This is a genomic window from uncultured Salinicola sp. (genome assembly GCF_937921195.1).
GTDB lineage: Bacteria > Pseudomonadota > Gammaproteobacteria > Pseudomonadales > Halomonadaceae > Salinicola.
Window position 1 is genome coordinate 1 of the sequence record NZ_CALFQK010000212.1, and the last position, 26,495, is coordinate 26,495.

Consider the following 26,495-nt stretch of genomic DNA (forward strand, 5'->3'; position numbering starts at 1 on the left):
CGCCGGAGAGCGAGCCGATCTCGGCCCTGGGCCCGTCGGTCTTGATATGGACGTTGGCGATCGACTCGTCGACCACGCCGCGCTCGCGGCTTCCCGAGGTCAGCAGCCAGCGGGTGAATGCCTTGATGCTGGCCAGCGACAGGTTCTCGCCCACCGACATGGTCTGGACCAGGCCATCGCGCTGCCGGTCTTCCGGCACCAGCACCAGGCCCTTGGCGATGCGCTCGGCGATGCTCAGGTGCGAGACGTCCTCGCCTTCCAGCACCACCCGCCCACCGCTCAGCGGCACGCGACCGGCCACGCACTCGAGCAGTTCGGTGCGCCCGGCCCCCATCAGGCCGTAGATGCAGACGATCTCGCCGGCGCGAACCTCCAGCGACAGATGATCGACCACCGAGCGCTCCGGCACTGCGGTATCGGCGACGCTGACATCCTCCAGCGACAGCGCCACCTCGCCCAGGGCGTGACCGGTCGGCGGCGAGCCGAGATCGAAGTTCTCGCCGACCATGTTGCGCACGATCCACTCCAGGTCGATATCCGCTCGCCTGGCGTAGGCCGTCATCACGCCATCGCGCAGTACCACCGCGTGATCGGTGATGAGCAGCGCCTCCTCCAGGTGGTGGGAGATGTAGACGATCGACACCCCGCGGCTCTTGAGGTCGCGAATCACCCGGAACAGCACTTCGACCTCGGTCGCCGACAGCGCCGAGGTCGGCTCGTCCATGATCAGGATGCGCGAGTTCACCGACAGCGCCCGGGCGATCTCGACGATCTGCTGCTGCCCCAGGCGCAGGTCCTCCACCGGCGTCAGCGGATCGATCGGCTCGTCGAGCTCCTCCATCAACGCCCGGGTCTGACGCGCCTCCTCGGCATAGTCGATACCGGTCGGCCCCTTGATCTCGCGGCCCATGAAGATGTTGTCGCGCACGCTCAGGTTGGGCGCCAGGCTCAACTCCTGATGGATGATCGAAATGCCCAGGCGCTGGGCATCGGTGGTCGAGGCGAAGCGTACCGCCTCGCCCTCCAGCACGATCTCGCCGGAGGTCGGCTGGATCACGCCGGACAGGATCTTCATCAGCGTCGACTTGCCGGCCCCGTTCTCGCCGAACAGCGTGGTCACCTGGCCGCGATAGACGTCGAAGTTGACCGTCTTGAGCGCATGCACGCTGCCGAACGACTTGGCGACATCCCGCGCCGACAGGACGATATCGTCGACCGGTTCGCTGGCGGGAGCGGGCCGACTCGAAGAGGAAGCCATCACTGCACCTCCATGCTGACGGGGGTCACCAGCCAGTTCTTGGGATTGATCAGCTTGAACACGCCGGTCACCCTGACGGTCTTGCCGCTCAGGTCGGCGGTATCGATATCCGCCAGCACCGCTTGCTTCATCGCGTCATTGATCGACGCCCCCGCGTTCTGATACTCGATCTGGTTGGCGAACTCACCGAACGAGATCTCGCCGGTGGCGTCGCGCAGGTCGGTGCCATTGATCGCCGGGCCGGTCTGCACGCGCAGCGTGATCTCCTCGGGCACGCCTTCGGCTTCGACCGTATAGATGCCTGAGCGCGCCTCACCGAACGTCCCGCTGAAAGTGACCGGCACCACCGGGCCGAAACCATCGCCGACACCATACTTCTGACCCGCCGCTGTCGAGTCCGCGAGTACCGCCGACGCCAGTTCACCGGCATCGACGGCGCGCTCCTCGACGCTCGCCTGGATGGCCGGGAAGTGCTCCCCGCCATAGGTCTCGGCGGAGAATCCCCCGGCCAGTTCGGCTTCGGTGCCGATCTCGATGACCTTGGTGTCCCAGGCCATCGCGGCCAGCACCACGGCCACGCAGGCACCGATGATCAGACGTCCCTTCAGCTTGTTCGGCGCCGCTGGCCGACTGGCAACTGCTGCACTCATGAAAAGCGTCCTCTTTTGCAAACCTGTCGGCTCAAGGGATCAGCACGATCTTCAAGGACTTCGAACCGCTCTTCATCAGCTCGAACCCTTCCTCGTATTTCTCCAGCGGCAGCTTGTGAGTCACCACCCCTTCGGTCGGGAAATCGCCGTTGCGGATCCCCTCGATCACCAGCGGATAACAGTACGGGCCGAGGTGGGAGCCCAGCACGTCCAGCTCCTTGCGGTCGGAGATGATGCTCCAGTCGACGCTGACCGGATCCTTGAACACGCTGAACTCGACGAAACGCCCCAGCTTGCGAATCATCGACAGGCCCTGCTCCACCGACTTGGGATGCCCGGTCGCCTCGATGTAGACGTCGCAGCCGTAGCCCTCGGTCATCTCCTTGATGATCGAGACCACGTCGTCGCGCTTGGGGTTGAGGGTCAGATCGGCGCCAAACTTCTTGGCCAGTTCCAGGCGCTCGTCGAACAGGTCGAGCACGATCAATTTCTCGGCACCCGCTTTCTTGGCCGCACCGACCATGCCCAGCCCCAGCGTACCGGCGCCGGAAAGCACCACCACATCGCCCAGCTCGATTCTGGCGCGCTGTACCGCATGCAGCGAGCAGGCGTAGGGCTCGATCAGGATCGCCTTCTCCAGCGGCAGTTCCTCGGGGACGTGGTAGTTGATCGCCTCCTTGGTGAACTTCATGTACTCGGCCATGCCGCCGTTGACGTTGTTCTGGAAGCCGTACAGGTCGTGCTTCTCGCACATCCAGTACTGCCCCCGACCGCAGAAGCGACAGTTCCAGCACGGCACGATCTGTTCGGAAATCACGCGATCGCCGACGGCGTAACCCTCGACGTGGGCACCGACCTTCACCACCCGGCCGATGAACTCGTGCCCCGGAATCATCGGCGCCTTGATATAGGCGGGCTGTGTCTCGTCGCCCCAGAAGCTGGGCGCGCCGTCGTAGGACTTGATGTCCCCGGCGCAGATGCCGCAACCCTCGACCTTGACCAGGATCTCCTTGTCGTCGATCTCGGGGACCGGCACCTCTTCGTAGCGATAATCGTTGGGCGCATAGGCGACCACGGCTTTCATCGTGCGGGGAATGTCGTCGAGGGAAGTCGCTTGCGCGGATGTCGCGGTGGAGTCGCTCATGGAAGATCTCCCGTGCTTAAACACATGATCAATATTCGGTCATATGTTTTTAGCTCAGCAGCGGAAAAGACATCAATACGCAACCCGGCAATGCACTCTAAGACTTTAGGCAAACGATTTTCATCTTGTTGATAAACATCAATTTAAAATGAATTCATTTGGCCTGCTACGACTAAAGTTATCGACGAGCACGCGGCAAGACTCGAGAGAATGGGCGGGAAACAAATGCGTTAGAATGGTCTAAATACGATCATATGTTCACTGGAAGGATTGAACGAACATTGCTTGAGCGTGAAGCGCGGGCAGCAAGGCCATTCGAGCCGCATCACTGCGGCGGAGGCGAATCCGGCCTTGCGAGGACGACGGCCGCGGCCGTCGTCCTCGCAGCCGGATCGATCAATCGCGCTTGAAATAGCGTCGCGAGATGGAGTCCAGCGATATCGCGATCACCACGATGGCGCCGCTCACCATCGACTGCCAGTACGGGGAGATGCCCAGCAGCACGATCACGTTCTCGATGACGCCGATGATCGCCGCGCCGAAGATCGCCCCCAACGGCGTACCGATGCCGCCGGTGGTCGGCACCCCACCGATCACCGAGGCAGCGATGGGTCCCAGCACCCACGAATCCCCGATGGAGGGCTGCGCCGAGCCCAGCCGGGCGACCATCAGCATGCCGGCCAGCGCCGCCAGGAAGCCCGCGAAGGCGAAGACGCCCAGACGGACACGATCGGCGCGAATGCCCAGCATCCTGGCGGCCGACAGATTGCTGCCGACGGCGTACATGTAGCGCCCGAACGGCGTCTTCAGCGTGATGAAACAGGCGACGACCAGGAACAGCAGCATGATCCAGAACGGTACCGGCAGGCCGGCCCACTTGCCGCTGCCGAGAAAGCCGATGTCGGCGGGGATGCCGGTGATCGCCACGCCCTTGGTGATGACCAGGTTGAGGCCGCCGTAGACCCCCGCCATGCCGATCGTCAGCACCAGCGAGGGCAGCCGGAGCAGCGTCACCAGCAGGCCATTGAGCAACCCGAACAGCGCCCCGATCACCAGACAGAGCGCGAATGCCAACCACGGATTCAGCCCTATCTTCACCATCAGGATGCCGCCGATCACACCGCAGAAACCGCCGATGGCGCCGAGCGACAGGTCCAGTTCCCCCAGGATCATCAGCATCGACTGCGCGATGGTGATCATGCCGATGAAGGCCAGCGACCGGGCGATGATGACCAGGTTGTAGCTGTTCAGGAAATTTTCCGACAGCAGCGACGCCACCACCACGATGAGCGCCAATACCCCCACCACACCGCTCAGAGGATTGCTGACCATGAAACCCATTGCCTTACGCAGCATGCCCGCTTCCCCCGTGACCGTGGATGGCCCCGACCAGCGCGTCTCCGCTGGCCTGGTCGATATGAAATTCCCCGCTGACCTTCCCTTCGTAGAGCGTGACGATGCGATTGGCGCAACGCCGCAATTCATCCATCTCCGATGACACCAGGATGATCCCCACGCCACGCTCGGCCAGCACCTTCATCAACCGGTAGATCTCCATCTTGGTGCGGATATCGATCCCCTTGGTCGGCTCATCGAAGATCAGGATGCGAGGGTCGCAGGCCATGGCGCGCCCGATGATCGCCTTCTGTTGATTGCCCCCCGACAGGAAGGTGATGTTCTTGTTCATGGTCGGGGTCTTGATGTCGTAGTCACGCACGATGTCGCCGACACGCCCACGCTCCAGGCGGGCGTCGATAACGCCGTGGCGGGCCGTGGCGCGCAGCAATGCCATGCCGATATTGCGGCGCACGCTCTGGCCGGGAAAGATGCCGTGATACTTGCGCTCTTCGGAGAGGTAGAACAGACCGTTGCGGATGGAGTAGTGCGTGTCCCCCAGCCGCCACGCCCGCCCCTCCAACTGGACCTTTCCGGACCGGGCCGGCAGGAAGCCGAACAGGGTCTGCATCACCTCGGAGCGACCAGCCCCGACCAGCCCGGCGAACCCCAGGATCTCCCCGCGCCGCAAGGTGAACGAGACATCCTCGAATCTTTTCCCGCTGAGGCCTTCGACTCGCAGCATGACCTCCCCGCTCCCGCCCTCGGGCTGCAGGCGGCTATCCGTCTTGACCTCCTGCCCCGACATCAGCGACACCAATTGGCGGTCGTCCAGCTGCGACGCCGGCCGCGTCTCGATCTTGCGGCCGTTGCGCAACACGCTGATGGTGTCGCTGATGGCGAACATCTCGTCGAACTTGTGCGAAATGAAGACGACGCCGCAGCCCGAGGACACCACGTCCCGCACCACCCGAAAGACGCGCTCGACCTCGGTCTCCGTCAACGAGGAGGTCGGCTCGTCGAGAATCAGGATTTTCATCGACTCGTTGGTGCAGGCCCGCGCGATCTGCAGCAGCTGCTGGTCGGAGATGGAGATATGGCGCACCTTGTCGCCGGGCCTGGCCGCGATCTTGAAGCGATCGATCCAGGTCTGTGCCGCCCGTTCCAGCTCGCGACGCCTGAACAGCCATCCCCCGCGCCGGGAGCGCGAAAAGGGCATGAAAAGATTCTCGGCCACGGTCATGTTGCCGAACAGATTGATCTCCTGCGGGACATAGGCAATGGTCTTGTGCAGGTGATCGTGGCTTGCCGCATCCTGGCCATCGATCATCACGCGCCCCTGGGAAGGCTTCTCGGTGCCGGTCAAGATCTTGACCAGCGTCGACTTGCCCGCGCCATTCTCCCCCGCCAGCGTGTGCACCTGGCCCATCTCGATCTCGAGCACGATGTCATCCAGCGCCTTGACGCCCGGAAACCGCTTGCTGACATGATCGACGTGCAAGTAAGCCATTGTCGCCTCCCGCGGACTCTCGCATTGAATCATCGAAACCGCCCCGCCCACGACACGGCCGCAGGCGAGGGCGTTCCGAGCCTCACTCCATGAAGGAGTCGACGTTATCGGGCGTGATCATGACGTTGCCGGTATCGATGTGATTGGGCGTGATCGCCCCGGTAGCCAGCTGCCACATGTTGATCACCGACCAGTAGCCCTGCATGGTCGGGCGCGAAGCCGACGAGGAGTCCGCCACGCCCTCCTTGATCAACACCAGCATCTGGCTGAGGTCGTCGAGGCCGACCAGTTGAACCTTGCCGACCTTGTCGGCCTCCTTGATCGCCTGGCCGATACCGACCGGTCCCGCGGCGTCCGAGGCGACCCACCCATCGAGATCCGGATTGGCCTGCATGATCGCGGAGGCCTGCTGCTGCGCAGTGTTGATGTCATCGTTGTCGACGCCGGTCGCGACGACCTCGATACCGTCGTGGGCGTCGAACACGGCCTGCGCACAGCGTGCCCGCTCGGCGTGATTGGGCGCCGTGGGCACCCCCATCATGATCGCCACCTTGCCCTTGCCATCCAGCAGTTCGATCAAGCGGTTGGCCGCCATCTCGGCCTGCTCGCAGAAATCGCTGCCGACGGTGGTCAGGTTCATTCCCTCGGGATTGATCGAATCGAACAGCGTGATCGGAATCCCCTGCTCCTGGGCCTCCTGCAGCACGGTCCGGTTGCCGCTGGGGTCGAGCAGATCGACGATGATTCCGTCGGGGCGCGTCGAGATGGCGCGCTCGATGATCTCGTTCTGCTGGGCGACGTTGGCGCTCTGGGGAGCCGAATACTGGATCTCCACCTCGGAGCCGGTCTGCGCCTCGATCGCGGCGGCTGCCTGCTGCGCCCCCTGGTTGACCTTGTCGAACCATGGATGGACGACCTTCGGCACCACCACGAAGCGGTAGCTCTCGCTCTTCTCGGTCCCCGGGCCATCGGCGGCGAGAGCCGATGATGCCACCCCCACGGATGCCAGAATACCGAGCCCCAGTACCACACCCGCCTTGACGATTTTCATGGAGAACCCTCCGGAATGATCTCTACCACCATTCACATGACACTCATGGAGTTCATATGAACACCTTTTGTCTTCATCATTTACTGCTTCGCGCGCCACACGGGCAAGACAGACTTTAGTGGTCACGACGAAAGATCGATTATTTTTATTCTTTTTCAAAAAGTTATTATTCTATCGACAATCAAACCGCCACAGTCGGCAGAATCCAGAAGAGCCATAATCAATGATCATATGATCACCCGGCTGAGACCTATCGCTACCCGCGGCTTCGCCAACCTCTTCGACCGCCGCGCCGATCCCCTGAGACCCCTCCAACTTTCAACCTCCAACTTTCAACCTCCGACTTCCGACTTCCAACTTCCGACTTCCGACTTCCGACTTCCGACTTCCGCAGGAGGATGCCGAGACAGGCAACACGATTCAGCGATGCTCGCGTTCGTAGGCCTCGATCCGATCCACCTTGGGCTGCGAGCGACCGCCGGGTTCATACTCGTTACCCAGGAAACTCTCGACGATCGTCTTGGCCAGCTCGACACCGATGACACGCGCCCCCATGGTGACGATCTGGGCGTCGTTGCTCTTGCGGGCCCGTTCGGCCGAATAGGTGTCGTGTGCCTGCGCGGCGCGAATGCCGGCCACCTTGTTGGCGGAGATCGCTACCCCAATGCCGGTGCCGCACATCAGAATGCCGCGATCGTAGCGCCCCGCCGCGATCGCCTCGGCGACCTCGATCGCGATGTCCGGGTAGAGCACCGGCTTGGCCTCGTGGGTGCCGAAGTCCTCGACTTCATGCCCCAGCGCCCTGACATGCTCGATCATCGCCTGCTTCATTTCGTACGCCGCCTCGTCACACCCCAGTGCCACTCGCCACTGCTTTGCCATCACTCACCTCCATGCTGTCAATGACGTCGAACCTCGACGGCATCATCATAGTCACACACCGATCATATGAACAAGAATATCTCATATGAGCATAAAGTCGTGTGTACTAAGGCGCCAAAACCCCAAAAATCGGCGCGGAATCAGCCTGAAGCGATAAAAAAACCGTCGAAACGCAGGCACGAAACGGGGCTTCATCACCACCAAAGTCGCATATCGCCGCCCCCTTTGGCCGCTATGATGGTCCCAGGCGCAGCAAGAAAACCAAATGCGCAAACCTGGATCATATTTTCATCAGGCCCCGGATCATCGATCGCCAAGGCCTGACATTCACTCAATCGCCGGGAGCGTCGGCCATGACACGTCTTTACAACGATCCTGTGAATTTCGTCGACGAAGCGACCGAGGGGTTCGTCGCTGCGCATGCGCAACGGGTCTGCCAGGTACCCGGCGGGGTCATCCGCAGCACTCGCAGCGAGCCGGGCACCGTCGCCGTCGTCATCGGCGGTGGATCGGGCCACTATCCGGCCTTCGCGGGGCTGGTCGGCCAGGGGCTGGCCCATGGCGCGGTCATGGGCAACCTGTTCGCCTCGCCGTCGGCGCAGCAGGTCTACAACGTCTGCAAGGCCGCCAACAATGGCGCCGGGGTGCTGCTCAGCTTCGGCAATTACGCCGGCGACGTGCTGCATTTCGGCCAGGCGCGGGAGCGTCTGATCCGCGAGGGCATCCCCTGCGAGATCGTCGCGGTCATCGACGATGTCTCCAGCGCCGGACCGGAGGAGCTTCACAAGCGTCGCGGCATCGCCGGCGACCTGACCGTGTTCAAGATCGCGGCGGCAGCGGCCGAGGCGGGCTATTCGCTGGAGGAAGTCGTGCGTGTCTCCCGCGCGGCCAACCTGCGCACGCGCTCGATGGGCGTGGCATTCGACGGCTGCACGCTGCCGGGTTCGAAGGACGCGCTGTTCCACGTACCCGCCGGCAAGATGGCGGTCGGCCTGGGCATCCACGGCGAGCCGGGGATCAGCGAGCAGGACGTGCCCAGTGCCGATGCCCTGGCCGAGCTGCTGGTCTCTCACCTGATGGAGGAGATCCCCGATGGCGTCGGCAGTGTCAAAGGCGCCAAGGCCTCGGTGCTGCTCAACGGCCTGGGCTCGATCAAGTACGAAGAGCTGTTCGTGGTCTATCGCCGGGTCAATCAGCTGCTGACGGAAGCCGGGCTGGAGATCGTCGAACCGGAGGTGGGAGAACTGGTCACCAGTCTCGACATGGCGGGCGCCTCGTTGACGCTGTTCTGGCTCGACGACGAGCTGGAGCGGCTCTGGAAGGCGCCGGCGGATGCGCCCGCCTATCGCAAGGGCAGTCTCGAGGCAGCCCCGCCGATCGACGCCTCAGCGCTGGACATTCCGGATGCCGACGCCATTCCGCCAGCCAGCGAAGCATCGATCGCTGCCGCGCGCTGCCTCTATCAGGCGCTGAGCGCGACGCGCAGGATCATCGACCAGAAGGTGGAAGAGCTGGGGCGGCTCGACGCCATTGCCGGGGATGGCGATCACGGCATCGGCATGCAGCGCGGCGTGGTCGCCGCGGAACTGGCCGCCGAGGACGCGGTGAGCCGCAGTGCCGGGGCCGGCACGCTGCTGCGCATGGCCGCCGAGGCCTGGTCGGATCGCGCCGGCGGTACCTCCGGCGCCATCTGGGGCGTGATGCTGAACGCGCTCAGCGTGACGCTTGGCGACGATGACGACCCGACCCCGGCTGACTATGCTGAAGGCATCGCCAAGGCCAAGAACGACGTGATGGCGTTCGGCAAGGCCAAGCTGGGCGACAAGACCCTGGTGGATGCGCTGGCACCGTTCAGCGAGACCCTCGAACAGGCCGTCGCCGCGGGAGACGATCTCGCCACGGCATGGCGCAAGGCCGTCGAGGCCTGCGAAGCGGCGGCGACCGCCACCTGCGAGCTCAGACCGAAGATGGGGCGCGCCCGCCCGCTGGCCGAAAAGAGCCTCGGTACGCCGGACCCCGGTGCGGTCTCCCTCTCCCTGATCGTCGCCGCCATCCAACCCGTCATCGACCGGTGATGCCACCCTCGATGACATGACGCTCCACAGCGCGAGGACGCCATGGCTCACGCTCCGATTACCCTGGGCATCAGCTTCAAGATGTATTTCGGCTATGCCCAGACCCTGGACTGGTGCCGCCAGGTCGCCAACCGTCTCGCCCATCACCCGGCCGTCATCGACGGCCGGGTGTCGCTGTTCGTGCTGCCCAGTTTTCCCGCTATCGCCCCGGTACTCGACTGCTTCGCCAACACCCCAGTCGGGGTGGGTGGCCAGAACCTGTATCAGGCGCCACCCGGCGCTTATACTGGCGAGGTGAGCGGGGCCATGCTGGCCGAGATGGGCTGTCGTTATGTCGAGATCGGCCACGCCGAACGGCGGCGTCTGTTCGCGGAAGATGACGGCATCGTCGCCACCAAGACACGCATCGCCCTGGCACAAGGGCTGATACCGGTGCTCTGCATCGGCGAATCCGACCGCGGCGAACCGCGCGATGCCATTGCCGACTGCCGGCATCAGATCGATTCGGCGCTGGCACTGGCGACGCCGGAACAGCGCTCGCAGCCGCTGGTGATCGCCTATGAACCGCACTGGGCGATCGGTGCCTCGGAACCGGCGTCGCTGGCACACATTGCGGCGGTCTGCCAGGGATTGCGGGATCACCTCTCCACGCACCCGTCTGCCAGCGTGATCTACGGCGGCAGCGCCGGCCCCGACCTGTTGACCCGTCTGGCGGGAAAGGTCGATGGTCTGTTCCTGGGGCGCTTTGCCCACGATCCGGCCGCGTTCGAGGCGATCGTGAACGAAGCCTCGCTGCTCGCGTCAAACGGATCAGCCGCGCGGAACGAATCCTCCGCATCGGATTGATCATCCGCGCTACACTGACCAGCCACGTTAGACTTGATTGCCGTGCCGAACTCATCGTGTCAAAACGAGTGTCAGATCGCGTCTCGCGACATCATCCATTTACGATCTAGGGGATCCGAAAGCCAATGCCATCTCGTCGTCAGCTAGCCAACGCCATCCGCGCGCTTTCCATGGACGCCGTGCAGAAGGCCAACTCCGGCCACCCCGGCATGCCGATGGGCATGGCCGATATCGCGGAAGTGCTGTGGAACGACCATCTCAAGCACAACCCCGCCAATCCGGACTGGGAAGATCGCGACCGTTTCATTCTCTCCAACGGTCACGGCTCGATGCTGCACTACTCGCTGCTCCACCTGACCGGTTACGACCTGCCGATGAAGGAGCTCGAGAACTTCCGCCAGCTGGGCTCCAAGACCCCCGGTCACCCGGAGCACGGCTACACCCGGGGCATCGAAACCACCACCGGCCCGCTGGGTCAGGGCCTGGCCAACGGTGTCGGCATGGCCATCGCCGAGCGCACGCTGGCCGCGCAGTTCAACCGCGAAGGCCATGAGATCGTCGATCACCGCGTCTGGGTCTTTGCCGGCGACGGCTGCCTGATGGAAGGGATCAGCCACGAAGCCTGCTCGCTGGCCGGTACCCTGGGGCTGGGCAACCTGGTGGTGTTCTACGACGACAACGGCATCTCCATCGACGGTGAAGTCGAGGGCTGGTTCACCGACGATACCGGCAAGCGCTTCGAGGCCTACCACTGGCACGTGATCCGCGATGTCGATGGCCACGATGCCGAGCAGATCAACGCCGCCATCGAGGAAGCCAAGGGCGTCACCGACAAGCCGACCCTGATCATCTGCAAGACCGTGATCGGCTTCGGCTCGCCCAACAAGGCGGGCAAGGAGGAGAGCCACGGCGCCGCGCTGGGCGAGGACGAAGTCGCCGCCGCCCGCAAGGAGCTGGGCTGGGAATACCCGGCGTTCGAGATTCCCGACGAATACTACGCCGCCTGGGACGCCCGAGAGCAGGGCCAGAAGCGCGAGGCCGAGTACGATGCCAAGCTGGCGGCTTACGAGCAAGCCTACCCGGAACTGGCCAAGGAGCTGAAGCGTCGCTACAACGGCGAGCTGCCGGCCAACTTCGACGGCGATGCCCTGATCCAGGCGGCGCAGGAGAAGTCCGAGACCACCGCATCGCGCAAGGCATCGCTGGGCGTACTCAACGAACTGGGACCGGACCTGCCCGAGCTGTTCGGTGGCAGCGCCGACCTGGCACCGTCCAACCTGACGCTGTGGAAAGGCGCCAAGGCGATCAGCAAGGAAGATTTCGACGGCGGTTACCTGCACTACGGCGTGCGCGAGTTCGGCATGGGCGCGATCGCCAACGGCATCGCCACCCACGGCGGCTTCATTCCCTATGACGCCACCTTCCTGGTGTTCCTCGAGTACATGCACAACGCCGTGCGCATGTCCGCGCTGTCGCACACCCGCATCATCCACGTCTTCACCCACGACTCCATCGGTCTCGGCGAGGATGGCCCGACCCACCAGCCCATCGAGCAGCTGGCCGACCTGCGCAACCTGCCCGGCCTGGCGACCTGGCGCCCGTGTGACGCCACCGAAACGGCGGCGGCCTGGGTCGAGGGCCTGAAGCGTGAGAAAGGCCCGACGGCGCTGATCTTCTCGCGCCAGGACCTGCCGGCGCAGTCGCGTGACGCCGCGCAGTTGAAAAATATCCGCCGGGGCGGCTACGTGCTCAAGGAGGCCGAGGGCGGCACGCCCGAGCTGATCCTGATCGCCACCGGTTCCGAGGTGGGCCTGGCGATGGATGCCGCCAAGGAGCTCGAAGGCAAGGGCAAGAAGGTTCGCGTGGTCTCCATGCCCTGCACCAGCGCCTTCGACGAGCAGGACGACAGCTATCGCGAGTCGGTACTGCCCAAGTCCGTGCGCGCTCGCCTGGCGGTGGAAGCCGCCATCCCGTCGACCTGGTACAAGTACGTGGGCCTGGACGGCGACGTGATCGGCATGACCACCTACGGCGAGTCCGCCAAGGCCGGCGATCTGTTCAAGCACTTCGGTTTCACGGTCGACAAGGTCGTCGCCCGCGCCGAGAAGCTGCTGGGCTGATCGTCGACGCCTGACAGCTCGCAACGAAGCGCCCGGCCTGTTGGCCGGGCGTTTTTCGTTGGTGGATTCGTGACGCGGCGGTTCGGGCGCCGAGGGAAGCGCCTAGCCGGATTTGTCGTCGACCCGGGTCGCCTCGTCCAGCCGCAGGATGGTGTGGGCGTTGGTGACGCTGGTCGCGAGGGTGTCGATCACCCCGGTGCGCAACGCGCCGAGTATGCCGGCCGCCTTGGTATTCTCGGCGGCGATGGCGATCACGTCGGGGATTCGAGCCAGATCGGTGATGGTCAGGCCGATGACGCGGCCCTGCATCGGCGTCATCGACGGGCGGCCATAGATGTCGATGAAATCGTAGCCCATCATGTCGCCCACGGTGCCGGAGAGCCGCGCCTCGGCAGTCTCCTGCGGCGTGAACCAGCCCATCCGCACCATGTTGCTGTTCTCGCTGAGATCGCCGATGCCGATCAGCGCCAGATCGGCGCGCCGGGCGCGGTCCAGCGTCTGGCGAATGGTCGGATTCTCGTACATGGCGTCGCGCAGCTCGAGGTTCTGCACCAGCGCCGGCGCATAGAGTGTCTCGCTGTCGCCGCCGAACTTGATCGCCAGCCGGCGACAGATGTGATCCGGGTTCATGTACTCCCCCGCCCGCACCGAACCGCCGATGGCGCAGACGAAAGAGCACTGGCGCTGCCCCTGCTCGAACACGTTGTCCGCCACCGCACCGACGTTGCGCCCCATGCCGACGGCGACGATCGCCCCCTCGCTCAGCTGTCGCGAGAGATGATCGGCCACCAGGCTGGCCACGTTGGCGCGCTGAACGTCGGAATCGGCGTGATCGAGCGCGATCAACGCGCGCTTGATCCCGAAGCGCCGCTTCAACGCCTGTTCGATCTCCGCGCTGACGGCAGGATGCTGGCGCACGCGAACGTCGACGATCCCCTCCGCCTGGGCGCGCTTGAGCAACCGCCCCGCCTTGACCCGCGAGATACCCAACCGATTGGCGATGACCTCCTGGGTTTCTCCCTCGGTGTAGTAGAGGGTGGCGATTTCCGTCATCAGAGCGATATCGGCGTTCTCGTTGCGCTCGTTCATGCACGCTTCCATGTTTTGAGAAGATCGAGTGTGAAGAAGATCGGCCTGGAACGGCCCGAGGCCGACGCCCCCGTTCAGCCGGCCTGTTCGACCGGCTCACGATACCACAGGGTCCCCCGCGTTCGACTTTCTCGTGCGCCGGAATCGGCGTAGACTATCGGCGGATTGCGGTTCGCCGCGATCGGTTCTCAGGGCGGGGTGCAAGTCCCCACCGGCGGTAATGATGCGGCGTGAAACGAGCGCCAGCCTCTCAGCCCGCGAGCGCTCGAAGGCGTCGCCTTCGAGGTCAGCAGATTCGGTGAGATTCCGAAGCCGACGGTGATAGTCCGGATGAAAGAGAACGGTTCCCCTTGCAACGACGATTCGGTCAGCCACGCGTGGCTATCGGTGACTTTCGCCATTCACGCCCACGCCAACCGCCTCCCGTGATTCCCAAGCGGATCCGAAGCCCTGATTCTGGTTAACGTGACTTCGGTCACCGATGAATAGGAAACGACCATGAATCAGCCCTATCCGCCGCAGCTCTCGCCGCAGACGCTGTCGCAACGCATCGCCTTCATTCGTGCCGACTGGCACGGCGATATCGTCGGCAACTGCCACGCCGCCTTCCTCGAAGCGGTCGCCGAACGCGGCTTTGCCGTCGAGCAGATCGATACCTTCACCGTTCCCGGCGTGTTCGAGATTCCGCTGCAGGCCAAGCTGCTGGCCAAGAGCGGCCGCTACGCCGCGATCGTCGCCTCCGGCTTCGTCGTCGACGGCGGCATCTATCGTCACGACTTCGTCTCCACGGCGGTGATCGACGCACTGATGTCACTGCAGGTCGAGCAGGAGGTGCCGGTGCTCTCCGCGGTGCTGACGCCGCACCACTTCCATGAGCACGAGGCGCATCTGTCGTTCTTCCAGCAGCACTTCCTGACCAAGGGGCGCGAGGCCGCCGAGGCGTGCCTGGCCACGATGGAGAACGTCAATCAGGCGCGCAAGCTGAGCGTCGACTGACCGGCTGCCGGCATCATGCCGACGAGCCCACGCCATCCCCGATGGCGTGGGCTTTTTCGTTGCGTCCTGCCAGGCGGCGGTCGATCAGCTCTCGACGGAGGCCTGGCGTCGATTCCTCACCCGCAGATAGATCGCGAACGCCAGCGACACGGCGATCAACACCCACAGGAACATGGCGATCGGGCTCTTGGTGAAGAAGATCGAGTAGTTGCCGTACGACTCCAGGCTCTTGACGAAGTAGACCTCCGCCGACTTGCCGAGAATGAAGCCGATGATCAACGGCACCGTTTCCAGCCCGATCTTGTGGGCGACCCAGCCGAACACCCCGAAGATCAGCAGCGTCCAGACATCGAACATGATGCCGTAATTGATGGCGTAGGCGCCGACGACGCACATCATGATGATCAGCGGATAGAGAATGTACTTCGGCACCTCGATCACCCTGGCGATATGGCGAATCGCGAAGTACATGATGCCGAACATCAGCACGTTGGCCGCCAGCAGCGCAATGATCATCAGGTACCAGGTATCGAGGTTGTTGCCGATGAACAGCGGACCGACCTGGATGCCCTGCAGCGTGAACGCACCGATCAGGATCGCGGTGGTGGAGTCGCCGGGAATGCCCAGCGACAGCAGCGGCACCAGCGCGCCACCGGTCAACGCATTGTTGGAGGACTCCGACGAGACGATCCCCTGCGGTGCGCCCTTGCCCATCTGGGAGGAGTCTCGCGAGAAATTCTTCTCCTGGCTGTAGGCCAGGACCGAAGCGGCGCTGCCGCCGACGCCCGGCAGGATCCCGACGAAGGTGCCGATGCTCGAGGAGCGTATCAGGTTGAGCAACTGGCCCTTGAACACGCTGAACCGGAACCTGGCCCCGCCCTTGAGCGAAATCGGCCCCTGGCCGGTCTCGTCCTTGAACCCCTTCTCGGCGTCCAGCAGCACGGTGGTCAGGCCGAAGATGCCGATCAGTACCGGCAGCAGCGAGAAGCCGTCGATCAGGTAGTACTGCATGAAGTCGAACATCAGGCGCGGCTCGCCATTGCCGCCCTCGGTGATCGAGTAGGTGCCGATCAGACTCAGCCACACCCCCAGTACGCCGCTGAAGACGCCCATCAGCATGTTGGAGCAGAGCGAGGCGATCACCGTCAGCGCCAGCAGGATGATCAGGAACTTCTCGACGTAGGAGAACTTGATCGCGAAGTCCGCCAGCACCGGGGCGAAGAAGAACAGTACCGCGGCGCTGAACAGGCCACCGAAGACCGAGGCGACGATTCCGATCTTGAGCGCGCGCTCGCCCTCGCCCCGCTTGGCCATCGGATAGCCGTCGAAGGTGGTGGTGATCGACGACGGTGTGCCGGGGATGTTGATCAGCACGGCGGGCACCATCCCGCCGGAGATACCGCCGACATAGAGCCCCAGCAACAGCGCGATGCCGTTCTCGAGCCCGAAGGCGTAGGTCAGCGGTAGGCAGACCGCCACCGCCATGGTGGCGGTCATGCCCGGGATCGCACCGAAGATGATGCCGATGGAGGTTCCCGCGGCGATCAGCGCGAAGAACATCGGCGTGAGGTGAGACAGAATATCCATGCAAGATGTCTCCGGCAGATCAGGGCAGGGTGATGCGGAACAGTTGCGCCAGCACGTACCAGGCCAGCGCCGGCGCGATCAGCGCATTCAGCACCAGGATGACGAACTGGCGCCGCGTCGGCCGACCCACGTAAAGAAGCGAGAGCAGAAACACGAACAGCACCGACATGATCAGAAAGCTGTAGCCGGTATTGGGAAACACATCGCTCAGCACGCCCATCAGATAGAAGTAGGCCGTGGTCAGCGCCAGCGTGCCGAAGAAACGCCGGTGGTCGAACTCGCCTTCACGCCCGACCAGAACGCGACCCGCGCGCTTGAGGCCCGGCGCCAGCAGCCGATAACGGGTGATCAGGATGATCGCCAGCAGCGCGACCAGAATCCAGGTGACGATTCGGGGAAAGAAGAGATGCGATTGGTCGAAATCGATGGTCACATCGAGCAGCGACAGCCATTGGCTTTCCATGGAAAGCGGCTCCTGCGCCGGGTCATCGCCGGCAGTGTCGGTGGTGGGAACGAAGCCGTGCCGGCCGACGTCAGCCGGCCGGCACGCGACGGAATCAACCGTTCAGGTCGCTGATGATGGTCTTGTACTGGTCGTTTTTCTCTTCCAGGTAGCTGGCCGCTTCCTGGGAGGGCTTGAAGTCCGGCACGAAGAACGAGCGCTTCTGCTGCTGCTGGATCTCGCCCTCGTCGTAGATCTCTGCCAGCGCGTCGTCGATACACTCGATCGCGGCAGGATCCATGTCCTTGTTGTAGAGGAAGAAAAATTCCTTGTCGAAAGTGAAGTCCTGGTCGGCGGCCATCGGCACGCTGACGTTCGGCGTCACGTACTGCAGCAGCTGCTCGCGCGTGGTGTCGCCCATGCCCGCTTCATCGGTTTCGGCGATGGTCTTCTCGCGGGCGGTGATCCAGACGAAGCGCATCGCCTTCTGGTCATCCGCCGGCAGTTGGGTGTACTGCTCGTTGGCCTGGACCGAACCGTTGATCACGTCCACCGCCCCATCGAACAGCAACTGGTTCTTGTCCGCCTGGGAGCCGGTGTTGACGGCGACGATGTTGCCCTCCTTGCCGGGATACTTCATGCGCACGGCATTCTTGAGCGCCGAGAACCCGATCTCCGAGACGCTCCCCGGCTGGATCGCGACCTTGATCTGCTTGCCGTCGCCCGCGGCCTCGATGATGTCGCTCATCGACTGATAGGGGGAGTCCTTAGGCACGAGATACGCGTTACCCGGATTGATGGCGATGGTCGGCCCGACGATGAACTTGCTGAAGATATCCGGATACCCGTTCACCCCGTAGAGGTTGCCCAGGTAGGCGCCGTCATGAAAGATCATCACGGTGTTGCCGTGGCGGCTGCGCTCCAGCGCCTGGAAACCCGGCATCACGCCTACGGCATCGACCTTGGCATTAATGTCGAGCTTGTCCGCCAGTCGATCCACCACGATGCTCGAGTTCTGGTAGGTGTCGCCGCCGGTCGAGGTCGAGCCGATCACCACGCGCAGGTTGCCCGGTAGCGGGCAGTCGTCGGCGGCCTGCGCAGAGGCCGATATCCCGATGGCGGCACTGGCCACTACCGCCAGACAGGTCTTGTTCCAAATCGCTTTCATGACGCGTCTCCCTCATACCGTTGCCCCACCCGAGCAGCGCGACTCGCTACGCCATACGCCGGCGGGGACAAAATGATAGCGTTATCATCCAACACGTCTCGCACGGTAATGAAGGCGACTTTGTCAGACAATTCAACTTAAGTCTCCAGACCAAGGTCGTCATCCATCGACCCGAGCAACTCCCTGAAATCGAGGCGAAAAAAAGCCCGGCGATGGCCGGGCTTCGGGAATTCCATGAGCACTTGCGTCTAACGTCTAACTCATGGGCCTGGGATCAGGCGACGGTGACGTCCTTGGAAAGGTAGACATCCTGTACCGCGTTGAGCAGTTCGATACCCTCTTTCAGCGGCTTCTGGAATGCCTTGCGTCCGGAGATCAGGCCCATGCCGCCGGCACGCTTGTTGATCACCGCCGTGCGTACCGCTTCACCCAGGTCCGAGTGCCCCTTGGAGCCACCGCCGGAGTTGATCAGCCCGGCGCGGCCCATGAACGAGTTGGCCACCTGGTAGCGGGCCAGATCGATCGGGTGATCGCTGGTCAGCTCGCTGTAGACCTTGTCGTGGGTATGACCGAAACCGATCGCCTTGTAGCCACCGTTGTTCTCGGGCAGCTTCTGCTTGACGATGTCGGCCTTGATGGTCGCCGCCAGATGCACGGCCTGGCTGGTGAGATCGGAGGAGACGTGGTAGTCGGTCCCGTCTTTCTTGAACTCGGGATTGCGCAGGTAGGACCACAGCACCGTGATCATGCCCAGCTCGTGCGCACGCTCGAAGGCCTCGCTCACTTCCTGGATCTGGCGGCGGCTATCCTCGGAACCGAAGTAGATCGTGGCGCCGACCGCGATGCAGCCCATGTCGTGGGCCTGCTCGATCTGCGCGAACATGGTCTGTTCGTACATCGCCGGCAGGGTCAGGCTCTCGTTGTGGTTGAGCTTGAGCATCATCGGAATCTTGTGCGCATAGCGCCGCGCCACCGAAGAGAGCACCCCTAGGGTCGAGCAGACGCAGTTGCAACCGCCCTGCAGGGCCAGCTCGACGATGTTCTTGGGATCGAAGTACATCGGGTTGGGGGCAAACGACGCCCCGGCCGAATGCTCGATGCCCTGATCGACCGGCAGGATGCTGAGGTAGCCGGTACCGCCCAGGCGACCGGTATTGAACAGCGTCTGCAGGTTACGCATCACGTGCGGGCTGCGATCGGTATCGGAGAAGACGCGATCGACGAAGTCGGGGCCCGGCAGATAAAGGTCTTCTTTCTTGAAGCCCGTGCAGGTGTAGCTGAGCAGGCTGTCTGCTTCCTTGCCCAGCAGCTTGGCGATATCGGTCATGTTGCTTTTCCTCTGTCCTCAAGATGGATCATCCGGGAAATCTCGACTTGGGCCGCTTCCCTGTCTACCAAAGATGGCTAACCGATAATGGCTGCGTGGCATGGTCTCGACCCGCAGCCCGTGGCGCCAGCTCCCCCTCCCTATCGCGGCGATCATCGACTAGCCGTTACGCTTTGTCTGAAAAATGCCTGCGCTCAACCATACGGCGTTAAAAATCGGCTCAAAATGCTTATTTACCCCGCGTAAACTCCGCTTTTTCGCCGATTTTTGCCTTGTCTGGCTATCGCTCGTCGATTTTTCAGACAGAGCTTAAGGAAACACCGCAAAATTGTCCGCGCTTCCTGAGATCACCGCCAAGAATAAGCGACTATGCGCCGCAGTTCACGCCCATGCACCGTTTCTTCATCGCCTGTCTGCTCGGTCGGACGCCATGACGGGGGCTGCACCAGATTGTCACGTTTCGTATCCCGGCGACGGCTGAAAATCGTCATGGGAAAGTCTTGAGCGCCGGCCGGATCCGGACTGGCATGCCACGGCCGTCGGGACGACGCCACGCATTTGCTATGATGCTCCTCCTTTCCGCGATTCGAGATTGTCAGGATGTCCGTTCTGCGCGGCTTTTTGTGGCTACTGGTCTTTCTGCTGCTGGGGCAGGCCGTGGTGGCGCTGTTCCGCCTGCCGATGCCCAGCGGCGTCATCGGCATGCTGTTGTTGACCCTCTTCTTCGGCTACCGGGGTGGCATGAATCCGGATGTCGTCCACATCAGCCAGCCGCTGATCGCGATGCTGGCGCTGTTGATCATGCCCGGTGTCGTCGAGATATTCTTCGTCGCCGGTCAGTTCGCGGACCAGTGGGTCGCCATTCTGACCGCGCTGATCGCGGGCACGCTGCTCAGCGTGCTGTCGAGCCTGCTGCTGATGCGGCGCTATCTGCCCGCGAGCGACGCCCCGGGACTGGCAGCGGGAAACGCCGGCCATGAATGACTGGCTCGAGCGACTCTCGCAGTTGCCACAACAGTGGTTCGACTCTCCGATCGCCGCCATCGCGCTCACGCTCGGCGCCTATTTCTTCGGTATCCGCCTGTTCAAGCTGATGCATCGGCCCACCTGGTGCCCGCCGATGCTGATAGCGGCGATCCTGATTGCCGTGACCATCGCGTTGTTGCCCATCGGCATCGACGACTACAACCGCGGCGCCGGCTGGCTCATGCTGCTGCTGGGCCCGGCCACCGTCGCGCTGGCCGTGCCGCTCTACCAGCAACTGCCGCAGATTCGCGCACTGTGGAAGCCGATCCTGCTGACGCTGCCGCTATCGGCGACCCTGGCCGCCTGCTACGCCGTGATCATCGCCGCCGCCATGGGCGCACCGAAGGAGGTGCTCGCCTCGCTGGCGCCCAAGTCGGTGACCTCGCCCATCGCGCTCGGGCTGGCCGAGGAGCTCGGCGGTTCGCGGGCGCTGCTGATGGGGGCGCTGCTGACGACCGGCGTCACCGCCATTTTCGGGGTGGAGTGGCTGAGCCGGGTCCTGCACATTCGCGACCCCCGGCTGATCGGCCTGGCACTGGGTATCAACGGACACGCCCTGGGCACGGTGCGCGCGTTCGAGATCAGCAGCGCCGCCGGCGCGTTCGCCTCGCTGGGCATGAGCCTGACCGGCGCCTTCACCGCCGTCGTGCTGCCGCTCGTCTGGCATCTCTTCTACTGACCATCGTTTCTACCGGGCATCGCTTCTACTGGGCATTGCTTCTACCGACCATCGTTTCTGCTGAACATCTCCTCTACCGGGCATCGCTTCTACCGGGCATCGCTTCGCGCGATGCCTGACAGCGACGCAGATCCCGCTACGCTGTTATCAGGCCGTCGACTGCCTCGACGGTTGCGGCAAGGAAAGCCCGATGACAGCACAGCCTCGACAGGAGAGACCCGATGACGATAGCCAGTGACAACGGTCAGGGAGACCCGACGCTGGTGCTCATGCACTTCTTCGGCAGTTCCCATCATGAGTGGGAGGCGGTCCTGCCGCTTCTCGACCAGCGGTACCGGGTGATCACGCTGGACATGCCGGGCTTCGGCCGCGCCAGCGACGTGGCGGGATTCGATGTCGCCTCGATGACCCGTCACGTCGAGCAGTGCGTCGACGACGCCGGGCTCGACAACGTCATCCTCGTCGGCCACTCGTTCTCCGGCCGCATCGCGATGACCGTCGCCGCCGACCGCCCCGCGTGGCTGCACGCCTTGATCCTGATCGCGCCCTCCCCGCCCGGGCCGCAGTCGATCGCCGAGGAGGAGCATCGATTCCAGCTCGACTTCGATTTCAGCGAGGCTCAGGCACGCCAGTTCATCGACGGCGCCAGCGAAGTGTCTCTCGCCCCGACGCTCTACCAGCAGGCGGTGGAGGATGCCATCAACGCCAACCCGTCGGCGTGGCGGGCCTGGCCGACGACCACGCACGCCGAGGATTGGCGCGAGACCGTCGGCAAGCTCCCCTACCCGGCCTGGGTGCTGGTCGGGGACAGGGACCCGTCGCTGGCGCCGGAAACCCAGCGTTCCGAGGTGATGCCCCACCTCCCCCAGGGCAAGCTCGAGGTCTTTCCCGGCTATGGGCATCTCCTCCCCATGGAGATGCCGGAGACACTGGCGGAGCGACTCAACGCCATCGCCGCCGAGATCCGCTGAAGGCCTCAGTAGGCGGAGAGTGCCGGCGCCCGGCCGACGATCGCCACGCAGAGCGCCAGCGGCCAGGGCCACTCGGCGCCCGCCCGCGATGGAGATGAATCGTCGAGCGGTATCGCGCCGAGCGCTCGGCAGGCCTTGACGACGTGCGTCGTCGCCTCGCCGGGTGCCCCGATCGTCGTCGGTACGCGGAACTCGCCTCCCCATTCGACCAGTTGCGCGGCGAGCGCCAGACCCGCCGGGCCGATCTCGATGTCGCCGGCGACGTGAATGCGATCCACGTCGAACAACGCCCGGACACCCTGAAGGCGAGCCATGCCAACGACGACCCGCATCGCGGCCTGGGCGGCCGGACCGGCGTCGCCATCGAGACAGCGCCGGTCCTCCGGCGAGAGCGTGAAGCCGTCGTTGGCGGCAACGTGTGGTGTCGGCTCGTGCCCCAGTTCTCCGCCGGCCGTGACGCTGGCCAGGCCCGCCAGGCGGGGGCCGCTCAGGACGAGCCGGCCACCGCGATAGAGCGTGATCAGATGCGCCGCCTGGGCCATGGCAAAACGTGCCTCATCCAGCACCACCACCGGCAACGAGAGCGACAGCACCTCCGCGGCGACGATAGCTCCCAGCGCAATGGCCTCGTCGGGACGGTCGAGCACGACCAGCGCCGGCGCCTGCCCGGCATGGATGGCCTCCAGTAGCCCGACACCGCCGCTGCTCGAACCCGGCTTGCAAGCAACGACCAGCGCTCGCCCGGCGACGGGCTCGCCACGCGGCAGGTCGCGATCGCCGATCCCCTCGCCTCGCTCTAGCTCCGGGTCCTCCCACAATCGGCATGGCATCGAGCGGTTCAGGACCACGCCGCTGGCCTCGCCCTCGACCAGGCACTCGGTGGCGGAGAGATAGAACGACAACGATTCGAGACGCCGCATCATGGCCTTGTCGTCCCGACGGCCAGGGACGAGATCGCGATCGCGGTGAAAGGCGTGTCGTCAATAACCATCGGTGAGCGCATCCGGTACCAGAGAGATCGTTCCAAACTATGAGGCGATCGCTCCTGCGTCCAGTACCTTGGTCTGACATCCGGCTCAGGCTCGGCTGGTTCGGCACGAATGCGCTAAGATGGTCGGCCTCGAACCTCGTCCTCAACCTCGGGTTATCGGACTCGCCCATGACCTATCGCGTCGCCATCAACGGCTACGGCCGTATCGGCCAGAGCGTGCTGCGTGCGCTGATCGAGCGCCCCGATCTGCCGCTGGAGATCGTCGCCATCAACGAGCGCTCCGACCTGGAGACGATCGCCTACCTGACCCGTTACGACACCACCCACGGGCGCTTTCCCGGCCATGTCGAAGCGCGCGATGGCTGCCTGATCGTCAACGGCAGGACCATTCGTGTCCTCAACGCCGAGGTGCCGGAGACGCTGCCGTGGGGCGAGCTCGGCATCGACCTGCTATTGGAGTGCTCCGGCAGCTTCAAGGATCGCGCCACCGCCGAGCGTCACCTCGAGGCCGGGGCGGGGCGGCTGCTGTTCTCGCAGCCGGCGGAAGCGGACGTCGACGCCACGGTGGTCTACGGCGTCAATCAGAGCGCGATCGCCCCCGACATGCGGATCGTCTCGGCGGCGTCGTGTACCACCAACTGCCTGATACCGATACTCGAGGTGCTGGACGCCAGCTTCGGCGTCTCCCATGGCGTCACCACCACCATTCATTCGGCGATGAACGACCAGCCGGTGATCGACGCCTATCACAACAGCGACCTGCGCCTGACACGCTCGGCGATGCAGTCGATCGTCCCGGTGGACTCCGGCCTGGCACGCGGCATCGGCCGCCTGATGCCGCATCTGGCAGATCGTTTCGAGTGCCTTCACGTCCGTGTGCCGACCATCAACGTCTCGGCCATGGATCTGGCGATCTCGCTCGAGCGCGATACCGACGCCGACGCGGTCAACGCCTGCCTGGCCGCCGCCAGCCGCGAGCGCTACCTGGGCCTGCTTGGCGTGACCTACGAGCCGATGGCCTCGGTCGACTTCAACCACGATCCGCGCTCGGGTATCGTGGATGCCACTCAGACCCGCGTGGCCGGCGGCCGCCTGCTCAAGTCGCTGTGCTGGTTCGACAACGAATGGGGCTTCGCCAACCGGATGCTCGATGTCGCCCGCCACTGGCTCGAACTGCCGTCCTCCATTGCCAAACCCGTCACTTCTCTTCACCGCAAGGAAAGGATCTTATGAACGTACTGAAGATGACCGACCTGGATCTCTCCGGGAAGCGCGTGCTGATCCGCGAGGATCTCAACGTCCCGGTCAAGGGCGGCAAGGTCACCAGCGATGCCCGCATCCGCGCCTGCCTGCCGACGATCCAGGCCGCGCTCGACGCCGGCGCCAGCGTGATGCTGATGAGCCACCTGGGTCGGCCCACCGAGGGCGAGCCGGCGGATGAGTTCACCCTGGCCCCGGTGGCCGAGCATCTCTCCGAGCTGCTGGGCAAGCCGGTACGGCTGGAGAGGGAGTACCTCGACGGCAACGTCGAGATCGCCACCGGTGAAGTCGTGCTGCTCGAGAACGTGCGCTACAACAAGGGCGAGAAGAAGGACGACGAAGCGCTGGCCAAGGCGTATGCCGCGCTCTGCGATATCTACGTGATGGACGCCTTCGGCACCGCCCACCGCGCCCAGGCCTCCACCCACGGGGTGATCCGGTTCGCGCCGCACGCCTGCGCCGGCCCGCTGCTGGCCAACGAGCTCGACGCCCTGGAAAAGGCGCTCAGCGCCCCCAAGCGCCCGATGGCCGCCATCGTCGGGGGTTCCAAAGTGTCCACCAAACTCGACGTGCTCTATTCGCTGTCGGAGAAGTGCGATCAGCTGATCGTCGGCGGCGGTATCGCCAACACCTTCATCGCCGCGGCCGGTTACGGCGTAGGCAAGTCGCTCCACGAGGCGGACCTGATCGACAAGGCCAAGGAACTGATGGCCAAGGTCAAGATCCCGCTGCCCACCGACGTGGTCGTCGCCACCGAGTTCTCAGAATCCGCCACCGCGACCGTCAAGCCGGTGGACCAGGTCGGCGACGACGAGATGATCCTGGATATCGGCCCGGACACCGCGAAGCATCTCGCCAGCCTGCTGGAAAACGCCGGCACCATCCTGTGGAACGGCCCGGTCGGCGTGTTCGAGATCGACCAGTTCGGCAAGGGCACCGAAGTGCTGTCGAAGGCGATCGCCGCCAGCCCCGCCTTCTCCATCGCTGGTGGCGGTGACACCCTGGCCGCCATCGACAAGTACGGCATCGCCGACCAGGTCTCCTACATCTCGACCGGCGGCGGCGCCTTCCTCGAATACGTCGAAGGCAAGACCCTGCCCGCCGTCGCGGCGCTGGAGAAAGCCGCCAAATAGCACCGTTTCATGATCCGGCGACAAGCGACGACACCGACCCTCGGGTCGGTGTCGTCGTCTCTGGGCAACGGCTTGCCATTTCACACCGCTCTCCTGCTCACGGTGCCGCCTGGGTCTCGTCCTGTCCGCTCTCCGTCAACGCCCGCTTCACCACCCCCTGCTGCTTCATGCGAGCGAGGAAATCCTCGACGTAGCGGATGACGGCGTCCGAAGCCTGGGCCCTGGTCACGGCCATGCACTGCTCGATGGCGGTGAAGCGCCCCGCCAGGACGCGATAACCGGGATTCGACGCGGCATAGGCCGCGAGTGGCTGACGCACGCCGGCGGCGGCATCAAGCCCCTGCTCGGCGAACAGCTCGATCGCCGCGGCGGACGTGGCGGCGCGAACCAGGCTCGCATGCTTCAGCGCCCGTGTCAGATAGAGATCGTAGGCCGCGCCCTTGCCCACCGCGATGCGGATATCGTCCCGATCCAGCTCGTCGACATCCTGGAACGGCGCCGCATCCGGCACCAGGTAGGTGCCTTCGATGATCACGTAGGGATCGGTGAAGTGGATCTTCTCGGCCCGCACCGGGTCGCGGGCGAGAAAGCCGATCCGCCAGGCGTCGTCGTCGATGGCGGCGAACACGTCGCCGGCACCGTCGAAAGTGGCGAATTCCGCTTCCACCCCGAGTTCGTCCGCCAACCCCCGCGCCAGCACCGCCGAGACACCGGCGGGCTTACCGTCTTTCCCGCGCTGGGCCAGAACGGTATTGCCGTAGTTGATGGCGACGCGCAGTCGCCCGGCCGGCGCCAGCGCCTCGATGACCGCAGATTTTTCATCGCTCATATAACGTTCCTCAGAGAGAAAGCGAGTAAGGATAATAGCTGATCGAACTCGTCAATCCTGGGTTCTGGCTCTGGCCGCCTGCATCCGGCGACGCAGGATCGGCCCCACGATCACCGGCAGCAGCAG

23 protein-coding genes and 1 riboswitch are annotated in these 26,495 nt (G+C 64.1%); of the genes, 9 read left to right on the forward strand and 14 right to left on the reverse strand.

Annotated elements, in window-relative coordinates; genetic code table 11:
• The 7 genes from Q0602_RS24830 to rpiB all read right to left on the reverse strand — a co-directional run.
• The coding region (locus Q0602_RS24830) for a sugar ABC transporter ATP-binding protein (protein ID WP_298848911.1) at positions 1–1,258 on the reverse strand (1,258 nt) is incomplete at its 3' end.
• Positions 1,258–1,908, reverse strand: coding sequence for a DUF2291 family protein (locus tag Q0602_RS24835; RefSeq protein WP_298848912.1), 651 nt, complete (start codon positions 1,906–1,908; stop codon positions 1,258–1,260). The genes Q0602_RS24835 and Q0602_RS24830, both read right to left, overlap by 1 nt.
• A gap of 31 nt (positions 1,909–1,939) precedes the next feature.
• On the reverse strand, positions 1,940–3,052 hold the full coding sequence (locus Q0602_RS24840) for an alcohol dehydrogenase catalytic domain-containing protein (protein WP_298848914.1): 1,113 nt from the start codon (positions 3,050–3,052) through the stop codon (positions 1,940–1,942).
• 396 nt (positions 3,053–3,448) lie between these two features.
• Entirely contained in the window at positions 3,449–4,408 is a 960-nt protein-coding gene (locus Q0602_RS24845; protein WP_295036350.1) for an ABC transporter permease, read from the reverse strand.
• Positions 4,398–5,897: a sugar ABC transporter ATP-binding protein gene (locus Q0602_RS24850; protein WP_295036351.1), complete on the reverse strand. Its 1,500-nt coding sequence runs from the start codon at positions 5,895–5,897 to the stop codon at positions 4,398–4,400. Before Q0602_RS24850 ends, Q0602_RS24845 begins: the two co-directional genes overlap by 11 nt.
• A gap of 82 nt (positions 5,898–5,979) precedes the next feature.
• Complete coding sequence (locus Q0602_RS24855) at positions 5,980–6,948, reverse strand: substrate-binding domain-containing protein (protein ID WP_298848916.1); 969 nt, start codon at positions 6,946–6,948, stop codon at positions 5,980–5,982.
• Between the two features lie 420 nt (positions 6,949–7,368).
• The gene (gene rpiB, locus Q0602_RS24860) at positions 7,369–7,830 is read right to left on the reverse strand and encodes a ribose 5-phosphate isomerase B (protein ID WP_298848918.1); all 462 of its coding nucleotides are present in this window, start codon (positions 7,828–7,830) and stop codon (positions 7,369–7,371) included.
• A 353-nt stretch (positions 7,831–8,183) separates the two neighbouring features.
• Here rpiB and Q0602_RS24865 point away from each other — a divergent pair, with 353 nt between their 5' ends.
• The 3 genes from Q0602_RS24865 to tkt all read left to right on the forward strand — a co-directional run bounded on the left by Q0602_RS24865 (position 8,184) and on the right by tkt (position 12,871).
• Positions 8,184–9,905, forward strand: coding sequence for a dihydroxyacetone kinase family protein (locus Q0602_RS24865; protein ID WP_298848920.1), 1,722 nt, complete (start codon positions 8,184–8,186; stop codon positions 9,903–9,905).
• A gap of 42 nt (positions 9,906–9,947) precedes the next feature.
• Entirely contained in the window at positions 9,948–10,751 is an 804-nt protein-coding gene (locus tag Q0602_RS24870) for a triose-phosphate isomerase family protein (RefSeq protein ID WP_298848921.1), read from the forward strand.
• Between the two features lie 125 nt (positions 10,752–10,876).
• The gene (gene tkt / locus Q0602_RS24875) at positions 10,877–12,871 is read left to right on the forward strand and encodes a transketolase (RefSeq protein WP_298848923.1); all 1,995 of its coding nucleotides are present in this window, start codon (positions 10,877–10,879) and stop codon (positions 12,869–12,871) included.
• Between the two features lie 102 nt (positions 12,872–12,973).
• On the opposite strand, the gene Q0602_RS24880 is transcribed toward tkt, so the two are convergent.
• A complete protein-coding gene (locus Q0602_RS24880) occupies positions 12,974–13,960 on the reverse strand; it encodes a sugar-binding transcriptional regulator (protein WP_149437475.1) in 987 nt (328 codons plus the stop codon).
• Positions 13,961–14,140: 180 nt separating this feature from the next.
• A riboswitch (FMN riboswitch) is annotated at positions 14,141–14,306 on the forward strand.
• A gap of 152 nt (positions 14,307–14,458) precedes the next feature.
• Here Q0602_RS24880 and Q0602_RS24885 point away from each other — a divergent pair.
• Positions 14,459–14,956, forward strand: a complete 498-nt coding sequence (locus Q0602_RS24885) for a 6,7-dimethyl-8-ribityllumazine synthase (RefSeq protein WP_298848924.1) — start codon at positions 14,459–14,461, stop codon at positions 14,954–14,956.
• 84 nt (positions 14,957–15,040) lie between these two features.
• Here Q0602_RS24885 and Q0602_RS24890 read toward each other — a convergent pair whose 3' ends face one another.
• From Q0602_RS24890 to Q0602_RS24905, 4 genes are all read right to left on the reverse strand, one after another.
• Entirely contained in the window at positions 15,041–16,543 is a 1,503-nt protein-coding gene (locus tag Q0602_RS24890; RefSeq protein WP_298848926.1) for a tripartite tricarboxylate transporter permease, read from the reverse strand.
• 19 nt (positions 16,544–16,562) lie between these two features.
• Positions 16,563–17,006: a tripartite tricarboxylate transporter TctB family protein gene (locus Q0602_RS24895; RefSeq protein ID WP_298848928.1), complete on the reverse strand. Its 444-nt coding sequence runs from the start codon at positions 17,004–17,006 to the stop codon at positions 16,563–16,565.
• A gap of 94 nt (positions 17,007–17,100) precedes the next feature.
• Positions 17,101–18,153, reverse strand: coding sequence for an ABC transporter substrate-binding protein (locus tag Q0602_RS24900; protein ID WP_298848930.1), 1,053 nt, complete (start codon positions 18,151–18,153; stop codon positions 17,101–17,103).
• A gap of 274 nt (positions 18,154–18,427) precedes the next feature.
• On the reverse strand, positions 18,428–19,480 hold the full coding sequence (locus tag Q0602_RS24905; protein WP_298848932.1) for a class I fructose-bisphosphate aldolase: 1,053 nt from the start codon (positions 19,478–19,480) through the stop codon (positions 18,428–18,430).
• 600 nt (positions 19,481–20,080) lie between these two features.
• On the opposite strand from Q0602_RS24905, the gene Q0602_RS24910 reads away from it, so the two are divergent.
• The 3 genes from Q0602_RS24910 to Q0602_RS24920 all read left to right on the forward strand — a co-directional run bounded on the left by Q0602_RS24910 (position 20,081) and on the right by Q0602_RS24920 (position 22,156).
• Positions 20,081–20,464, forward strand: coding sequence for a CidA/LrgA family protein (locus Q0602_RS24910; protein WP_298848933.1), 384 nt, complete (start codon positions 20,081–20,083; stop codon positions 20,462–20,464).
• Positions 20,457–21,185, forward strand: coding sequence for an LrgB family protein (locus Q0602_RS24915; protein WP_298848935.1), 729 nt, complete (start codon positions 20,457–20,459; stop codon positions 21,183–21,185). Before Q0602_RS24910 ends, Q0602_RS24915 begins: the two co-directional genes overlap by 8 nt.
• A gap of 221 nt (positions 21,186–21,406) precedes the next feature.
• Positions 21,407–22,156 carry an alpha/beta hydrolase gene (locus tag Q0602_RS24920; RefSeq protein ID WP_295040419.1) on the forward strand — a complete coding sequence of 250 codons (750 nt, stop codon included), beginning with the start codon at positions 21,407–21,409 and terminating at the stop codon, positions 22,154–22,156.
• 5 nt (positions 22,157–22,161) lie between these two features.
• Here Q0602_RS24920 and Q0602_RS24925 read toward each other — a convergent pair whose 3' ends face one another.
• Positions 22,162–23,079 (reverse strand): aconitase X, encoded by a 918-nt coding sequence (locus Q0602_RS24925; protein WP_298848938.1) that lies wholly within the window; start codon positions 23,077–23,079, stop codon positions 22,162–22,164.
• Positions 23,080–23,315: 236 nt separating this feature from the next.
• Between Q0602_RS24925 and Q0602_RS24930 the strand changes: the two genes are divergently transcribed.
• Both Q0602_RS24930 and Q0602_RS24935 read left to right on the forward strand, forming a co-directional pair.
• A complete protein-coding gene (locus tag Q0602_RS24930) occupies positions 23,316–24,380 on the forward strand; it encodes a glyceraldehyde 3-phosphate dehydrogenase NAD-binding domain-containing protein (protein ID WP_295040423.1) in 1,065 nt (354 codons plus the stop codon).
• The gene (locus Q0602_RS24935) at positions 24,377–25,540 is read left to right on the forward strand and encodes a phosphoglycerate kinase (RefSeq protein WP_298848940.1); all 1,164 of its coding nucleotides are present in this window, start codon (positions 24,377–24,379) and stop codon (positions 25,538–25,540) included. The genes Q0602_RS24930 and Q0602_RS24935 overlap by 4 nt, the downstream gene beginning before the upstream one ends.
• Positions 25,541–25,637: 97 nt before the next feature.
• Here Q0602_RS24935 and Q0602_RS24940 read toward each other — a convergent pair whose 3' ends face one another.
• The gene (locus tag Q0602_RS24940; RefSeq protein WP_298848942.1) at positions 25,638–26,369 is read right to left on the reverse strand and encodes a transporter substrate-binding domain-containing protein; all 732 of its coding nucleotides are present in this window, start codon (positions 26,367–26,369) and stop codon (positions 25,638–25,640) included.
• Positions 26,370–26,495 lie beyond the last annotated feature (126 nt).

Excerpts from the sequence above, each read along its gene's own strand:
- Q0602_RS24835 (WP_298848912.1), bottom strand. The coding sequence starts at position 1,908 with ATGAGTGCAGCAGTTGCCAGTCGGCCAGCGGCGCCGAACAAGCTGAAG.
- Q0602_RS24840 (WP_298848914.1), bottom strand. The coding sequence starts at position 3,052 with ATGAGCGACTCCACCGCGACATCCGCGCAAGCGACTTCCCTCGACGAC.
- Q0602_RS24845 (WP_295036350.1), bottom strand. The coding sequence starts at position 4,408 with ATGCTGCGTAAGGCAATGGGTTTCATGGTCAGCAATCCTCTGAGCGGT.
- Q0602_RS24850 (WP_295036351.1), bottom strand. The coding sequence starts at position 5,897 with ATGGCTTACTTGCACGTCGATCATGTCAGCAAGCGGTTTCCGGGCGTC.
- Q0602_RS24855 (WP_298848916.1), bottom strand. The coding sequence starts at position 6,948 with ATGAAAATCGTCAAGGCGGGTGTGGTACTGGGGCTCGGTATTCTGGCA.
- rpiB (WP_298848918.1), bottom strand. The coding sequence starts at position 7,830 with ATGGCAAAGCAGTGGCGAGTGGCACTGGGGTGTGACGAGGCGGCGTAC.
- Q0602_RS24865 (WP_298848920.1), top strand. The coding sequence starts at position 8,184 with ATGACACGTCTTTACAACGATCCTGTGAATTTCGTCGACGAAGCGACC.
- Q0602_RS24870 (WP_298848921.1), top strand. The coding sequence starts at position 9,948 with ATGGCTCACGCTCCGATTACCCTGGGCATCAGCTTCAAGATGTATTTC.
- tkt (WP_298848923.1), top strand. The coding sequence starts at position 10,877 with ATGCCATCTCGTCGTCAGCTAGCCAACGCCATCCGCGCGCTTTCCATG.
- Q0602_RS24880 (WP_149437475.1), bottom strand. The coding sequence starts at position 13,960 with ATGAACGAGCGCAACGAGAACGCCGATATCGCTCTGATGACGGAAATC.
- Q0602_RS24885 (WP_298848924.1), top strand. The coding sequence starts at position 14,459 with ATGAATCAGCCCTATCCGCCGCAGCTCTCGCCGCAGACGCTGTCGCAA.
- Q0602_RS24890 (WP_298848926.1), bottom strand. The coding sequence starts at position 16,543 with ATGGATATTCTGTCTCACCTCACGCCGATGTTCTTCGCGCTGATCGCC.
- Q0602_RS24895 (WP_298848928.1), bottom strand. The coding sequence starts at position 17,006 with ATGGAAAGCCAATGGCTGTCGCTGCTCGATGTGACCATCGATTTCGAC.
- Q0602_RS24900 (WP_298848930.1), bottom strand. The coding sequence starts at position 18,153 with ATGAAAGCGATTTGGAACAAGACCTGTCTGGCGGTAGTGGCCAGTGCC.
- Q0602_RS24905 (WP_298848932.1), bottom strand. The coding sequence starts at position 19,480 with ATGACCGATATCGCCAAGCTGCTGGGCAAGGAAGCAGACAGCCTGCTC.
- Q0602_RS24910 (WP_298848933.1), top strand. The coding sequence starts at position 20,081 with ATGTCCGTTCTGCGCGGCTTTTTGTGGCTACTGGTCTTTCTGCTGCTG.
- Q0602_RS24915 (WP_298848935.1), top strand. The coding sequence starts at position 20,457 with ATGAATGACTGGCTCGAGCGACTCTCGCAGTTGCCACAACAGTGGTTC.
- Q0602_RS24920 (WP_295040419.1), top strand. The coding sequence starts at position 21,407 with ATGACGATAGCCAGTGACAACGGTCAGGGAGACCCGACGCTGGTGCTC.
- Q0602_RS24925 (WP_298848938.1), bottom strand. The coding sequence starts at position 23,079 with ATGATGCGGCGTCTCGAATCGTTGTCGTTCTATCTCTCCGCCACCGAG.
- Q0602_RS24930 (WP_295040423.1), top strand. The coding sequence starts at position 23,316 with ATGACCTATCGCGTCGCCATCAACGGCTACGGCCGTATCGGCCAGAGC.
- Q0602_RS24935 (WP_298848940.1), top strand. The coding sequence starts at position 24,377 with ATGAACGTACTGAAGATGACCGACCTGGATCTCTCCGGGAAGCGCGTG.
- Q0602_RS24940 (WP_298848942.1), bottom strand. The coding sequence starts at position 26,369 with ATGAGCGATGAAAAATCTGCGGTCATCGAGGCGCTGGCGCCGGCCGGG.